This window comes from Bdellovibrio bacteriovorus HD100 (assembly GCF_000196175.1).
Lineage (GTDB): Bacteria > Bdellovibrionota > Bdellovibrionia > Bdellovibrionales > Bdellovibrionaceae > Bdellovibrio > Bdellovibrio bacteriovorus.
Genome location: NC_005363.1, coordinates 1,288,216 through 1,301,724 on the forward strand (window position 1 = coordinate 1,288,216; position 13,509 = coordinate 1,301,724).

At 50.0% G+C, this 13,509-nt stretch carries 14 protein-coding genes; 10 read left to right on the forward strand and 4 right to left on the reverse strand.

Annotation, left to right across the window (positions count from 1 at the left end; all coding sequences use genetic code 11):
- Window positions 1–53: 53 nt before the first annotated feature.
- Window positions 54–476, forward strand: coding sequence for a DUF4288 domain-containing protein (locus BD_RS06190; RefSeq protein ID WP_011163857.1), 423 nt, complete (start codon window positions 54–56; stop codon window positions 474–476).
- Window positions 477–510: 34 nt separating this feature from the next.
- Here BD_RS06190 and BD_RS06195 read toward each other — a convergent pair whose 3' ends face one another.
- Window positions 511–1,692 carry a sugar transporter gene (locus tag BD_RS06195; RefSeq protein ID WP_011163858.1) on the reverse strand — a complete coding sequence of 394 codons (1,182 nt, stop codon included), beginning with the start codon at window positions 1,690–1,692 and terminating at the stop codon, window positions 511–513.
- A 239-nt stretch (window positions 1,693–1,931) separates the two neighbouring features.
- Between BD_RS06195 and msrB the strand changes: the two genes are divergently transcribed.
- Entirely contained in the window at window positions 1,932–2,459 is a 528-nt protein-coding gene (msrB, locus tag BD_RS06200; RefSeq protein ID WP_011163859.1) for a peptide-methionine (R)-S-oxide reductase MsrB, read from the forward strand.
- 2 nt (window positions 2,460–2,461) lie between these two features.
- Here msrB and BD_RS06205 read toward each other — a convergent pair whose 3' ends face one another.
- Window positions 2,462–2,809: a hypothetical protein gene (locus BD_RS06205; protein WP_011163860.1), complete on the reverse strand. Its 348-nt coding sequence runs from the start codon at window positions 2,807–2,809 to the stop codon at window positions 2,462–2,464.
- A 252-nt stretch (window positions 2,810–3,061) separates the two neighbouring features.
- Between BD_RS06205 and BD_RS06210 the strand changes: the two genes are divergently transcribed.
- The 6 genes from BD_RS06210 to BD_RS06235 all read left to right on the forward strand — a co-directional run bounded on the left by BD_RS06210 (window position 3,062) and on the right by BD_RS06235 (window position 10,488).
- On the forward strand, window positions 3,062–3,604 hold the full coding sequence (locus tag BD_RS06210) for an SRPBCC family protein (RefSeq protein WP_011163861.1): 543 nt from the start codon (window positions 3,062–3,064) through the stop codon (window positions 3,602–3,604).
- A 263-nt stretch (window positions 3,605–3,867) separates the two neighbouring features.
- Window positions 3,868–4,395 carry a hypothetical protein gene (locus tag BD_RS06215; protein ID WP_157865658.1) on the forward strand — a complete coding sequence of 176 codons (528 nt, stop codon included), beginning with the start codon at window positions 3,868–3,870 and terminating at the stop codon, window positions 4,393–4,395.
- 178 nt (window positions 4,396–4,573) lie between these two features.
- Window positions 4,574–5,860, forward strand: coding sequence for a beta-sandwich domain-containing protein (locus BD_RS06220; RefSeq protein ID WP_011163863.1), 1,287 nt, complete (start codon window positions 4,574–4,576; stop codon window positions 5,858–5,860).
- Between the two features lie 274 nt (window positions 5,861–6,134).
- Window positions 6,135–7,361, forward strand: coding sequence for a DEAD/DEAH box helicase (locus BD_RS06225; protein ID WP_038451296.1), 1,227 nt, complete (start codon window positions 6,135–6,137; stop codon window positions 7,359–7,361).
- Between the two features lie 110 nt (window positions 7,362–7,471).
- Entirely contained in the window at window positions 7,472–9,151 is a 1,680-nt protein-coding gene (locus tag BD_RS06230) for a glutamine--tRNA ligase/YqeY domain fusion protein (protein WP_041583499.1), read from the forward strand.
- Window positions 9,152–9,213: 62 nt separating this feature from the next.
- On the forward strand, window positions 9,214–10,488 hold the full coding sequence (locus BD_RS06235) for an aminopeptidase P family protein (RefSeq protein ID WP_011163866.1): 1,275 nt from the start codon (window positions 9,214–9,216) through the stop codon (window positions 10,486–10,488).
- Window positions 10,489–10,490: 2 nt separating this feature from the next.
- Here the strand turns inward: BD_RS06235 and BD_RS06240 are convergent, their stop codons facing one another.
- The gene (locus tag BD_RS06240; protein WP_011163867.1) at window positions 10,491–10,727 is read right to left on the reverse strand and encodes a hypothetical protein; all 237 of its coding nucleotides are present in this window, start codon (window positions 10,725–10,727) and stop codon (window positions 10,491–10,493) included.
- A gap of 149 nt (window positions 10,728–10,876) precedes the next feature.
- Window positions 10,877–11,026: a hypothetical protein gene (locus BD_RS18160; protein WP_011163868.1), complete on the reverse strand. Its 150-nt coding sequence runs from the start codon at window positions 11,024–11,026 to the stop codon at window positions 10,877–10,879.
- Window positions 11,027–11,247: 221 nt separating this feature from the next.
- Between BD_RS18160 and BD_RS06245 the strand changes: the two genes are divergently transcribed.
- Both BD_RS06245 and BD_RS06250 read left to right on the forward strand, forming a co-directional pair.
- Window positions 11,248–11,622, forward strand: a complete 375-nt coding sequence (locus tag BD_RS06245; protein WP_011163869.1) for a nuclear transport factor 2 family protein — start codon at window positions 11,248–11,250, stop codon at window positions 11,620–11,622.
- A 126-nt stretch (window positions 11,623–11,748) separates the two neighbouring features.
- On the forward strand, window positions 11,749–13,497 hold the full coding sequence (locus BD_RS06250) for a substrate-binding domain-containing protein (protein ID WP_011163870.1): 1,749 nt from the start codon (window positions 11,749–11,751) through the stop codon (window positions 13,495–13,497).
- Window positions 13,498–13,509: the final 12 nt, after the last annotated feature.

Sequence of the window (13,509 nt, forward strand, 5' to 3'; positions counted from 1 at the left end):
CGGGAAGCTGGGCTCTTCATCAGCTTTGAATACTTCATTCATAGGATATAGTAATGAAAAATAAGAAATGGTTCGCCGTTAAGACCCTTTATGTAACTCGTGCTGTGGGTAAATCCAGCGCCAAAGGCAAACAGGCCTTTGCGGAACTGCTGGAAGAGCGTGTGGTTTTGTTCCAGGCAGCGAATGCCAACGCGGCGGTGAAAGCAGCTGAAAAAGATGCCAAAGAGTACAGCCAGTACACTTATACAAACTTTGAAGGCCAGGCCGTGCGCACAGAGTACTTGAAAGCCTGTGATGTGTTTGAACTTTATGAAACTCTGGAAAGCGGTGTAGAGCTGTTTGCCTCCACTGAAGTGCTGACGAAAAAGGTTTCAAGCAAGCAGTTGATCGCACGCAGACTTGGTGTCTTGGAAACAAAAAGCACCATCAAAATGCGCAAGCGTTTTATGAGCAAAGAGCTGGGTTCTTACGTTTAGATGCCAAAATAAAAAAGCCCCGGGAACGGGGCTTTTAATGTCCCACAGCGCCTTCGGTGTGCTTAAGTTCCGAGATCTGGAATTTCGCGGAAAGCATCAGTGAAGCCAGCACAAAGATGGCCCCGACATAGCCGACAGACCCGATATGGTTCGTGGAGGAAATGCTGCCAAGCAGGGCTCCTCCGCCAATGCCGATATTGAAAATGCCAGAGTACAGCGACATTGCCACATCCTGCACATCAGGGGCTTCCTTTAAAACAGCGGACTGGAATATCAGGCACAGAAGGGTCAGGGCTGTTCCCCAGACAAATGCCAGCGCCATGAGCCAGATTTGTGAATGCACGGCCAGTGTCATCAACAGCAGGCTTGAGAAAACGATCCCGAGTGATATCCACAGTGCATTTTTCGGATGTTTGTAAATAATCTTGCTGCCCAGGATGCTGCCGAAAACTCCAGAAGCACCAAACACCAATAGCAAAACCACGACGAAATCCGTTGAAATTCCACCCACCGCCAGCAGGAACGGTTTGATGTATGTAAACGCGGTGAAGTGCCCGGTCACGGTCAGAGCCGTCATCAGGTAAACCAGCACCAGGGATTTTCGCTTGAACAATGAAGGCACATTTTTAAACGTGGTGATGCTCTGGCTTGGTAAGGAGGGGAGCATGCGATACAGAATAACGTAAATGACGAAGGCCACCAGCGCGATCAAAGAAAAGGCCATGCGCCAGCCAAAGCTCTGCCCCAGGAAAGTGCCCAAAGGGATCCCCAGGATATTTCCCAGAGAGGCTCCCATTGCAATTATCGATAAAGCTTTGGCTCGTCCCCCGGCCGGGCCCAGGCGGATCGCCAGGGGGATCGCAATGGACCAAAACACCGCATGGGCAAAAGCCACGATGATCCGGCAGACCAGCAGCATGCCAAAGCTTGCCGCCAGGCCCGAGGCCAGGTTTGCCACGACGAACGTTCCCAACAGGATCAGCATCAGCCGGCGGCGATCCCAGTGGGAGCTGACGACCGTCATTGGCAGGGACATTGTCGCGACAATCCAGGCATAGATGGTCATCAGCAGGCCGGTGAAGGCTTCGCTTTTCCCAAGACCTGCAGAAATCTCTGGGAGCAGACCCACAGGAATAAACTCGCTGGTCACGAATATGAAACTGGCCAGACTGATGCTGACAGTGGGAAGCCAGGATTTGAGAGAATTTGTGTTCATGATGCGAACCACCCCAGGGGAATGCGCTTCAGTATGAACCTGTCGGGAAAGACTGGAAAGGAAAATTCCGGTTTTGAATGGAAATCTGACTGTAACTTAGAAATCCAAAGGGACTTTATTGAATCCCAAAGGTTTTTAAAAAACAGTCTTGCCGCTTCATTTCGACAAAATGTGAAGTCTGGCCTATCTTTGTGTTAAACTTGTTCCGTCAGCGCACTAAACTTTTCACGGGGGTGTTTATGAAGCATTGGATTTTTGTGATGGTGTTTGTTTTTTCTGCTGCGATTTCCGCCAAAGAAAAAGAATATGTAAAACCTTCTGATGCCGAGTTAAAGAAAACCCTGACTCCGATGCAGTATCAGTGCACGCAGCAGTCGGCGACTGAAAAGCCTTTCGACAATGCCTATTGGAATAATAAAAGAGAAGGCATCTATGTCGACATTGTCAGTGGCGAGCCATTGTTCAGTTCTACTGACAAATATGACTCCGGCACGGGCTGGCCCAGTTTTACCAAGCCCATCGATGACAGTTCTTTGGTGACAAAGCCTGATTATGAAATGTCGGTGGAACGCACTGAGCTGCGTTCCAAAAAGGCTGACTCGCACCTGGGTCATTTGTTTGACGATGGCCCTAAGGATAAGGGCGGCAAACGATACTGCATCAATTCCGCAGCCCTGAAGTTTATTCCGGTTGAGGAAATGCAAGCCAAGGGATACGGACAGTATCTGTCGCTGTTCCCGAAATATAAAAAAGAAAAGAAGAAATAGACCTATTCCTGACAGGTGATAGAGATGTTTTCAGTTCCATCAAGTGTCAGCGTTCCCGTCCAATGACGGGCTGTCACCATGTCCAAAGTAAGATGGGCGCGTTGTTCAGAAACTTTGCTTTGCCAGATAAATTGCATGGAGCCGTAGTCTGCATACTGACTGAGCAGTTGGTACTGATTCAAAAAACCCAGTTCCCGTCTGAAACGCACGGTTTCAAGTCCATGCGGGCCCACCTTAAAATGGATGATTTGGTTCTGATTTTCCCCATGACAGCGGAACTGATAATCGAAGTGTGCCTGGCTTGCTGAGCTTAAAAGCATAAATAGAACGAAAGAGAAAAGTGTTTTCATGGTTTTACCTTCACGGGCAATCTAAGCGAGATTGTCAGATTGTGGAATAGCCGGGGAAAAGTTTACCCGGTATTGCTGGTCAAGATTGCTGAGGCTCAGTTTTAAGCCACACGTTCGGCTGGTGAGAAAGTCACGGTCCGAAACAAGTCCCGTGATTTGAGGCCACTTTTAACACAATATGCGTAAAACTCTTAATTCCTGAACCCACTTCTATAAACTTGTCCGGGAAGCGATGAGAGCAAAGGAGTTCAAATGGAAATCTCACCAAGTGGAAGAAAGCAAGATGCCAAACACAAAGGCTCAACCCCGCATTCGAAGCTGCTGGTGATTGATCGCCAGTTTGATGTGCCACTGGAGAAGCTGTTTGCCGCCTTTAGCAGCGCGGAGGCCCTTAAAAGATGGTGGTGGCCGGAGGGCATTTACGCAGATCACATTGATTGGGAGCTGCGGGACGGCGGCAAGTACTTCATCAATATGAAGGGCTACGATCAGAGTGCCAGCGGCATGGCCGGTTGGATTGAAGAGGTGGTAAAAAACGAACGCATCGTTATGACCGACCAATTCGCCAATGAAAAAGGCGAGCCGATCTCGGCCAAAGAAGCCAACATGCCAGGGGAATGGCCCGCCAAAGGCTATATCACCTTCGAGTTTGAATCCCGCGGGAAGGATCGCAGTGCTTTTAGGCTGTCGCAAGAAGGTATCCCCAATGAATTGCAAGCGGAGTGTATTCAAGGCTGGGCAGAGTCTTTTGAAAAACTGAAGAAATACTTGGCGGGGCCGGCGCAAGGCCACTAAGGTGGCATACATCAAAAGTACGATGATCTTTGCCGTTTGTATTTCGTTGTCGTAATCCCACGAGAAGAATGATTAAGAGACTGAAAAGGTCTTGGGGCCTTGGTACAGAACAGGCCTCCAGGTGATCATCTTTTCTTAACAACGACCCGATCTTTATTCCAATGGTGCGATCATGCTTTTACAGCTTCCTTATTTTGTGCGTTTTTTTTGGGTTGTCGAAAGACTGCCAGGCAAGCAATGTGGGCTTGTTTCCGGGAACGCGCGTGAGTGCATTTCAAAGCGTCTATTCCGGTGAAAAAGGCAAATCATTTGCGGAGTCCTCTTCTGGGGTGGGCGCCGGGGTTTCCGTGTATATGGATGGTAAATACCTGACTCCCTATTTTGGTTTCAAAGTGGGCAGCATGGCGGGAACTCAGATGTTTCTTGATAACGCCTCCGAAGTTTCCACCTCGTTCAACTATTACAGCGCCAGTGCGGAGGCGGGGTTTCATCTGTTTCCTATTGAACGTCGCAAGAAGGGCTTTAATGTTTATTTCTCGGGTGGCGGGGTGATTGGTTACAATTTTGTGGCCTTGAACAAAGAGGCCTCTCTGGAAAACATCCCTTACAGTGATCAGTCATTTTCCACGGGGTACGTGGCGGGAGTGGGTTCAGAGTGGATTCTGAACTCTGCTGACAAAAATAAATGGAATCTCAATGCTGAAGTTCTATTTAAGAATGAAAGCAGCACTTTATTCAACCAGCGATACGATCTAAGCTGCATGGTTTTTTCCCTCGGTCTGGGGTGGTAGTCCTATTTTCACATTTGCGTAATACAATGTCGGACGTCGTTTCGATAAAATGCCAGCACATGCTTTTAGGCAACTACAGCCTTTATTGTTCGAGATTTTCCATTCGACGATTCAGAATCTCATTTCAGGCTAAAGTCTAAATCAAGCTATCCAAAAACATAGAGAGAAAGGAATCTCAATGGAACGTTATTGGTCTCAACGAATAGTTGCTTCGGTTCTGACGCTGCAGTTTGCAGCTGTTGCGCATGCGGATGTGCAAATCCCTGCCTACACCAACGGGGCGGAATTGTTTAATGAAGCTCAGAACAAACCGCCATTTGAAGGTGTTGGTCGCATTGGCGATGTTACCCGTCAGGCGGGTGGAGGTTTGTACAGGCTGGATCTGGTCAAGCCTCTTCCGCTGACAAGTCTGAAGGCAAAACCAAGTGCCGGACGGGTCAAGATTGTGACGGTGACACTGGTGACCGACAAAGGGGACCGTATCCCGGTGAAGGCGTATAACAATGTGGTTGTCGCCAGCACGGATCAGCCTCTGGCCTCAGAGCTTTTGAACACTCCAGCCCCGATTTCAGTGGTCGAAGTGCAGGCTGAAGCCATGGGTGGGAAAGCGGCTCTGGACATCAATGCCATCTCTAACAGCGAGATTCCCAAATTGAATCTGCGTGGAGAAGAAGTGGCCTGCAAAAAGAACATCGATGCGACCTTGAAGGAGCATCTGGACGTGGTGCAGGTGTGGGCTGGTCGTGCTGAAGTCAGTGCGCCAGGCTCCATTCAGGAAAAATATGCCACGAAAGAGTTCAACCGCTATGTGAACGAGTTTATCTCGGTCCTGAAGGCTGACAAAGCGGCTTTTGCCTCCACTGAATACACGGTGACATTGCTGAATTTCTTTGCGGAAAGACACAATACGGCCCGTGCGGAAAGTGCCGCTGATGTGGCTTATAAAAATATGGCGATGGAAACCTTCAATGCATTTCTGCTGGCTCTGCAAAGTGATCAAACTTGCTACAATATCGGCAGCGAGGGCATGATCAAGATTGCGACAGACTTCCAGAAACGTCTTGAAGGCAATAAACCGGACAGCCGTGCCAGAAAGTTGTACGAAGTTTTTGTTGTCGGAATCGGCAAGCTGATCCCGACACAATACCGTAAAGAGCTGGCGGCCAAAAATCTGACTTTCCGTCAGGCAGACAATGAAGGTCATAAGTATTATAAACTGGTCACCACCAGCAAGCCAGACAACTTCCTGAAGGCCACTCATCAGGACATGAGTGCTTCAGCTTATGCCGTGGCGGAGCAGGCTTTGAATCGTGAAGTGAAAACCATGACCAGCGACCAGCGCTACGAGCTGATCGTTGAGTATCAGGCGAAATACAACGATGCTGCAAACTATCCTGCTGAGATCATGATGAAGTACCTCATCATTCTGTCTGAAAGTGGCACTTTGTTCCGTATCTATCGTTAGGATTTCATGGCAAAAGGCCCGTCGCAAGGACGGGCCTTTCTTATTTCATCATATCCCCGACGCAGAGTCCTCGCCGGTTGTGACATGAGGATCAGTCGCCATCACCCGGGAAAGCCGGGTGGTTTTTTCATTGTTAACTCCTAAGTGCGCTAAATTCGAGCTGAGCCAGACCGTGACGGATTCCCGACGGGCCGACAGGGGGCTTTCCGCCATTCTGGTGTCCTTCCAGAGCGAAATAGGCTATAGTCAGCCCTCGCTTTATCCGGGAGCCCGTATGAATACCTTTGCTGATTTTGAGCTGTTGCCTTCTCTTTTGAAAACCCTGAAGACTTTGAAGATTTCCAAACCCACGGACATTCAAAAACAGGCCATTCCTTTGATCATGAGCCATCAGGCCGTGGTCGGAGTCTCTGAAACGGGTAGCGGCAAAACGTTGGCGTATGTGCTGCCAATTTTGAATTATCTGAAGTCTTTGGAAGAATCCGGAGACCCGGTGAAAGAGGAAAACGCACCTCGCGCGGTGGTTATGGTGCCGTCCCGGGAGTTGGGCGAGCAAGTGGCCAAGGTCTTTAAATCCATGACTCACGATACAAGACTGCGGGTTCGTCCGGCTCTGGGCGGGATGAGCCTTGAACAGGCCCGTCGCAACACCTCCGGGGCCTTTGAAGTTCTGCTGGCAACACCGGGCCGTCTGGTGCAGATGCTGAACAAGGACCTGATCAGTCTGCGTGATGTGCGGTTTTTGATTTTCGATGAAGCCGATCAAATGTTGGATCAGGGTTTTTTGCCTGACACCAATCGTATCGTCGACTGCTGCCCAGAGGATGTGAATCTGGCGCTGTTTTCAGCCACAGTTTCCAAAACCGTGGAAAAGCTGATGAATGATTTGTTCGCCAAGGCCGAAGTCATTCGTAGTAAAAACAGCGGGAAGGTGGTTTCCACTTTAAAAACCAAAAACCTGACGGTCGAAGATGGCAAACGCTGGCCGCTGTTTGAAAAAGTACTGGCGCAGAAAGTGGACGGTGGCACCATCGTCTTTGCCAACACCCGTGAACAGTGTGACAAGATCGCCAAGGAATTGACGGACAAGGGCCACGCTTGTGTGGTCTATCGCGGAGAAATGGATAAAAACGAGCGCCGAACGAATCTGAAGAAATTCCGTGACGGCCAGGTGGGCCTGTTGGTGGCCACCGATCTGGCGGGTCGGGGGCTGGACGTGTCCAATATCGCACGCGTGATCAACTATCACTTGCCGAAAGAAATGGAAAACTATCTGCACCGGGCGGGGCGCACGGCGCGGGCCGGTCGTCCGGGGTTGGTGGTGAATCTGGTCACCGAGCGTGACAGCCGTCTGATTGCGGCTTTGGAGGGTAATAAGCCTCCTTCATTGGAAAAAAAGACCCAGCACCAGGGGAAACCTCGGGTTGCCTCCAAAACGCGATTCACTGACGCCAAAGGAAAGGCCGGATACGCAAAATCCATGGGAGTAAAAAAGCGCTAACTGCGCCTTAGCTTATGCAGGGCAGCAGGAGGGCTTTCGGGCCTAACCAGAGCCAGTTAAGACCCTCCCAGACTTGACAGAAATCAGGTCGAGGAGTGTACTGGTACGCTATGAGCAAGCCCAATAAAACACCTGTAGATGCACCCAATTTCCTGAAACAAATCATCGAAAAAGACCTGGAGACTGGCAAAGTCAAAGGCGAAGTGGTCACGCGCTTCCCGCCAGAGCCGAACGGATACCTGCACTTGGGTCACGCCAAGTCGATCTGTTTGAATTTTGGTCTGGCTCAGGAATACCAGGGTCGCTGCCATCTGCGTTTTGACGACACCAATCCTGAAACGGAAGAAACCGAATACGTTGAATCCATCCAGGAAGACGTCAAGTGGCTGGGCTATGACTGGGGCCAACACCTGTATTACGCGTCTGATTACTTCGAGCAGATCTATCAGTGGGCTGAACAGCTGATTAAAGACGGCAAGGCCTATGTGGATTCCCAGAATGAAGAGGAAGTGCGCAAGAACCGCGGCGACTTCACGACTCCGGGTAAGGATTCCCCTTACCGCAATCGTACTGTTGAAGAAAATCTGGATTTGTTCCGTCGCATGCGTGCCGGTGAGTTCGATGAAGGTCAGCATATTCTGCGTGCGAAAATCGACATGCAGTCTCCGAACATGAACATGCGTGACCCGTTGTTGTACCGTATCCGCAAGGCGCATCACCACCGTACTGGTGACAAGTGGTGCATCTATCCGATGTACGATTATGCTCACCCCTTGTCTGATGCAATGGAGCACATCACGCATTCCATCTGTACTTTGGAATTCCAGGATCACCGTCCATTCTATGACTGGTGTGTGCAGAATGTTCCGGTGCCGGCAGAGCCTCATCAATATGAGTTTGCACGCATGAACATGACGTATCTGGTGATGAGCAAGCGCAAGCTTTTGCAACTGGTAAAAGAAAAGCTGGTTTCTGGCTGGGATGACCCGCGCATGCCGACTATTTCCGGTGTTCGCCGTCGTGGTTACACTCCGGAATCCATCCGTCGATTTGCAAAACGCATTGGTGTGGCGAAATCTGAAAGCATCATCGAATACGACATCCTGGAAAGCTGCGTGCGTGAGCACCTGGATGAAACGGCTCATCGTGCGATGGCGGTTCTGGATCCAATCAAAGTTGTGATTGAAAACCTGCCGGACGGTCATAAAGAGCTGATTGAAACGTCTGTGCATCCAAAAAACACCGAGTTGGGGAACCGCTCTTTGCCGTTCACTAAAGAAGTGTACATTGATGCGGCGGACTTCATGGAAAATCCGCCGGATGATTACTTCCGTCTGTCTCCGGGCAAGGAAGTTCGTCTGCGCAATGCCTATGTGATCAAGTGCAAAGACGTGGTCAAAGATGCTTCCGGCAAAGTGACTGAATTGCGCTGTGAATATGATCCTGTGACTTTGGGCGGTAAGCCGACTGCCGATGGCCGCAAAGTAAAAGGTATCGTCCACTGGGTTTCGGCAACGGATTGTGTGGATGCGGAAGTGCGTGTGTACGGGCGTCTGTTCAAAGTGGCGGATCCGGAAAATGTACCGGACGGTCAGGATTTCAAAGTGAACCTGAATCCGGACTCTTTGAAGGTGATCAAGAACGCGAAGCTGGAAAAAGGTTTGAAGGATGCGAAACTTGAAAACCGTTACCAGTTTGAACGTGTGGGTTACTTCTGCCTGGACAGTAAGGACTCCAAGCCAGGGGCGTTGGTGTTCAACCGGGTTGTCGAGCTGCCATCAAGTCACTAAGAAATTGAAAATTCAAACGACGAAGGCAGCCCCGAGCTGCCTTTGTTTTATAGGTGGTCGCTATGTTGTTTGCTGAAAGTGTTTATAAGACCCGTCAGGGGAAAGTGGCCGACGCCTGGAAAGGCCTGTTAGGTCCCCAGGATCTGGTCCTGATTCACAGTGGTGAGGCCGTGCAAAAGCCGGGTGGCCTGGATCAGACGTATGATTTTCTGCCTCATCCCTCCTATTTCTGGCTGACCGGACACCGCCGTGATGAAGGTGTCATGGCTTATTCTGTGAGCGAAGGCTGGATTGAACATCAACGTCCACTCAGTCCCGTGGACATCGTCTGGGAGGGCGCTGAAGGAAATTTTGAATGCGAACACACTCTGGTGGATCTGCAAAAGAAGTTGCAGGGCGGGGCGTACAAGCGCGTGTTCCACCTGGGACAGACATCAGAAAAGTCATTTGAAGCCGAAACCCGCGAACTGTCGATCAAGCTGGATCAGGTTCGTCGTTGCAAAGATTCACACGAAGTTCAGTTGATTCGTCAGATCGCTGCGATGGCCAACAAAGGTTATCAGGCGTTGCAAAATGCATTAAGACCGGGAATCACCGAGCGTGAACTGCAATTGCATTATGAAAACGCCGTGTTGATGGCGGGCGCTGACAAGATGCCTTACGGTTCGATTGTGGGCAGTGGCGAAAACGCGGCAATCTTGCACGCGGTTCCGACCAAAAAGAAAGTTGTTTCTGGCGAATTGGTGCTGGTTGATGCCGGTGCTGATATTGAAGACTATTGTGTCGATATCACCCGCGTATTCGCTGTGGATGGTAAGTTCACCGGGCAGCAAAAGGATGTTTATGACCTGGTTCATGACGCTTATAAAGCCTCTGTGGCCCTGTGCCGCCCGGGGACTCAGTGGCGTGATGTTCATATGAAATCCGCCCGCGTGATTGCTGAAGGTTTGCAGCAGTGGGGCATTTGGAAAAGCTCCGTGGATGCGGCTTTGGAATCCGGCGCGATTTCCGTATTCTATCCGCATGGCGTGGGTCACCTGGTGGGCTTGAAAGTGCGTGACACCGGCAATCCGGAAAACGTGAATCCACAACGCTATTACGGAGCTCGTCTGCGTGTGGATCTGGAGTTAAAAGAAAATTACCTGATCACGGTTGAGCCGGGCTGCTATTTCGCCCGTGCGTTTATTGAAGACAATGACCTCCGCGAAAAATACAAGGACCACATTCAGTGGTCCGAGGCTGAAAAGTGGAAGTCCTTTGGCGGGGTTCGTCTGGAAGATGACATCCTGATCACAAAAGGTGAGGCAGAGAGTCTTACCAACGTTGTTCTCAAGTAAAATTACAACGAGGTCTCCTGGCCGGCTTTAAGCCAGGAGGACCACTTCTGTGAATCATAGTCTAAATCTGGGACACTTTCATGGGCCTCCATTGACGTGTCAAAACCATTGGCCTTTTCGTCACCTTCGCGCGAAGAGGGATGCTCACGCATCTCGGCTTCCACAGTCCACTTTGGACGTGTCAGTATGATTGCCAAGATGAAACCCACAACAATCAGCACGATATATCGTTTGCGCATTGGTCCCCCTTCTCCCACAGGAGTTTGAGACAATGCAAGACCGTGCCGAACCCTTCGGCAAAAATAAGCGGCAAAGAGCTTCTAAAGTTTAGACAATCGCCAGTCGCTAGACAGCGGGACTGCAATTGCTTGATTCCACTCTGAAAATGTCAGGGCGCGATGATTTGAGTGTCTACCAGCTGAACATGACGAGTTCCTGGGCTGCCCAGCACCAGTGTCGTGGGAGTGGTCATCCCATTGGTTTTTTCATCGCCTTGTTTTTTTACGATGGGCCGATTCTTCTTAGGTTTTGCGTTCATTCTTCAATTCACCCTATACAGATAAACGTTCAAAAGTGAGGTCAATCAAAGCTGAGACCTTAACGGGAACAGTGTTGTTAGGCATAAAGAGTGTCGATGGCCGATACAATTGGCAAGCGAAATGTTCCGTGGGCTAGTAAAAAGGAATTTTGCTCAGATACATATTTGTTTAGTTCGATGACGGGAGGATCATTGTTCGCACGAACTTACAAGGAGGAATTGTGGAAACAGACGCAACTATGAGCGTAGGGAAGAAACTGGTTGAGCTGTGTAAGAAGGGCGACAACATGAAGGCCATTGAAGATCTTTATTCGCCTGATATTGAAAGCCACGAGGCGATGGAGATGCCTGGCATGCCTGCAAAAATGCGCGGCCTGGAGGCGATTCGCAGGAAAAACAAGGACTTTGACGAACAAATGGAAATGCACGGGATTGAAGTGGAAGGTCCATTTCCCTTCGGAGATCGCTTTGCCGTTCACTATAAAATGGACGCCACCGAGAAAAAAACCAATAAGCGGATTAAAATGGAAGAGGTCGCACTGTATACAGTCCGAGACGGAAAAATCATCAAAGAAGAATTCTTCTACACGATGTGAGTTTATTCATATTTTCAAAAAAGCTAACTGAGTATCTTCAGTGTTCCTGATTAAGTTTGCGAAATCATCAAGACGTCCCCAAGGTGAGAGCTGGTGGATTCAACTCTGGATTTATAGAATCAGTTTGTGAACACACTGGCTCTTTCCTTTTTCATGGCTCTGCTTCTGACTTCTTGGGTCAGTCAGGCCCGCACGTACAACGTCGCCATTTTATACTGGAGCATGAAGATTCCCGGTCAGGTGGCCATGCGACAGGGGTTCGAAGAAGAGGTGGCAGCGTATAACAAGGCCAATGAAGAAAACCAAATTAAATTAACTCCTTATGTGGCGGGTGAAGGCCGTGATGGTTTGCTCAGACAAATAGAGCAGTTGGATCAGGCGGTAAAGTCCAAACCCGATGCTATCGTGATACAGCCGGCGGATATCACAATCCTGAGTCGAGGGGTTCAGGAGGCCAACAGTAAGAACATCCCGGTCTTTGCTTATGACCAGTACATCATCAAAGCCAAACTGACCTCTTTCATCAGCAGCGACAACTATCAGGCGGGGTGGGACAATGGTCTTTATATCGACAGTCAGTTTCCGCCGGAAAAAGTTTTAAGAATCGTGCCTTTTGAATATTTCCGTGTGTCGGCGACGGTGGAGCGCATGGATGGTTTCTTCGACGCCCTTCGCAGCCGCAACCGCAAGTTCACTGTTCTTGGTCATTTCGAGGCGGTGGAACCCGTGGGCGGTTTGAAAGCCGCTCAGGATTATCTGAAAAAATTCAAACGTGGCAGTGTGGATGTGATCTTCACCAACAATGACGGCGGAGGCCTGATCATTGTCAAAACCCTTTGGGATGCCGGCCATAAGAAGCTGATTCATGCGACGGTGGATGGGGACCCGGCCTCCATTGAAAACATCAAGAGCAAAACACTGACGGTGATTGACTCAGCACAATTCTGTGGTGAGCTGGGACGGGAAACGGCGCGCACGGTGGTTCAATTCTTCAAGAATGGAAAAGTGGAGCCTGTGAAATTCATTCCGACATTCCCGGTCACACTGGAGTCCCTGAAATTCTATCCAGGCTGGATGGGGCGGCCCACGGAAAAAGTTCGATTCCAGTCCTTGCGGGACATCCATATCAAAGAGGCCAAAGCCGACGGCAAGCCCAAGCGCGGAGCCATCATCAAAGTGGGACTGACTCCCTCTTGCCCCTATTTGTGTGAAATGGGTCCGGCGGGCTGGTCTGGCTATTTGTACGACATTCTTGAAAGTGCCGCCAAAGAAAGTGATTTCAAATTGGAGATCGTCAGCCTGCCCAGTGAAAAACTGCTGCCGGCTCTGCAAAAGCAGCAGGTTCACTTTGTGATAAGCCCCATATCCAAGGTTCGTTATACTCCTGATCTGCGGGTCGTCGGCCCGAAACTGGGAATGAGTCTTGCCGGCGCCCTGTTCACCCCCGGTGTAAAGCTGCAACTGGTGGATTCAGATTCATTGGCGGACAAACGCATTGTTTTTGCCCAGTTGGCCCATGAAAACCTCATGCAGCTGCCGCCGTCAGACTTTAACCGTTCGTTGAAAATCTCCGGCCGCGAGATCGGGGACCGCATGACCAAACTGATCGCCGAAAGACGGGTGGACCTGGCTTTGGGGGACTACAATGTTCTTCGCTATAATATGTTGCGCCGGCAACTGCTCAGCTTTGAAATTCAACCGACCTCTTTGGCCGGCTACAACGCGCTTGTGCTGGTGGGACATCCTAAAGATCCAGAGTACGGCGAGCTGCCGTTGATCCTGAACAAGTGGTTCGATACTCACCGCGCGTCAGGCAAGCTGGAAAAGATTCTAAAAAAATACAATCTTGAGGACTGGAACATCTTTGCTTTGTAGCAGTTTTTCGAC

Coding starts and splice junctions, on each gene's coding strand:
- BD_RS06235 (WP_011163866.1), top strand. CDS start 9,214: ATGTTGTTTGCTGAAAGTGTTTATAAGACCCGTCAGGGGAAAGTGGCC.
- BD_RS06210 (WP_011163861.1), top strand. CDS start 3,062: ATGGAAATCTCACCAAGTGGAAGAAAGCAAGATGCCAAACACAAAGGC.
- msrB (WP_011163859.1), top strand. CDS start 1,932: ATGAAGCATTGGATTTTTGTGATGGTGTTTGTTTTTTCTGCTGCGATT.
- BD_RS18160 (WP_011163868.1), bottom strand. CDS start 11,026: ATGAACGCAAAACCTAAGAAGAATCGGCCCATCGTAAAAAAACAAGGC.
- BD_RS06225 (WP_038451296.1), top strand. CDS start 6,135: ATGAATACCTTTGCTGATTTTGAGCTGTTGCCTTCTCTTTTGAAAACC.
- BD_RS06190 (WP_011163857.1), top strand. CDS start 54: ATGAAAAATAAGAAATGGTTCGCCGTTAAGACCCTTTATGTAACTCGT.
- BD_RS06220 (WP_011163863.1), top strand. CDS start 4,574: ATGGAACGTTATTGGTCTCAACGAATAGTTGCTTCGGTTCTGACGCTG.
- BD_RS06195 (WP_011163858.1), bottom strand. CDS start 1,692: ATGAACACAAATTCTCTCAAATCCTGGCTTCCCACTGTCAGCATCAGT.
- BD_RS06230 (WP_041583499.1), top strand. CDS start 7,472: ATGAGCAAGCCCAATAAAACACCTGTAGATGCACCCAATTTCCTGAAA.
- BD_RS06240 (WP_011163867.1), bottom strand. CDS start 10,727: ATGCGCAAACGATATATCGTGCTGATTGTTGTGGGTTTCATCTTGGCA.
- BD_RS06205 (WP_011163860.1), bottom strand. CDS start 2,809: ATGAAAACACTTTTCTCTTTCGTTCTATTTATGCTTTTAAGCTCAGCA.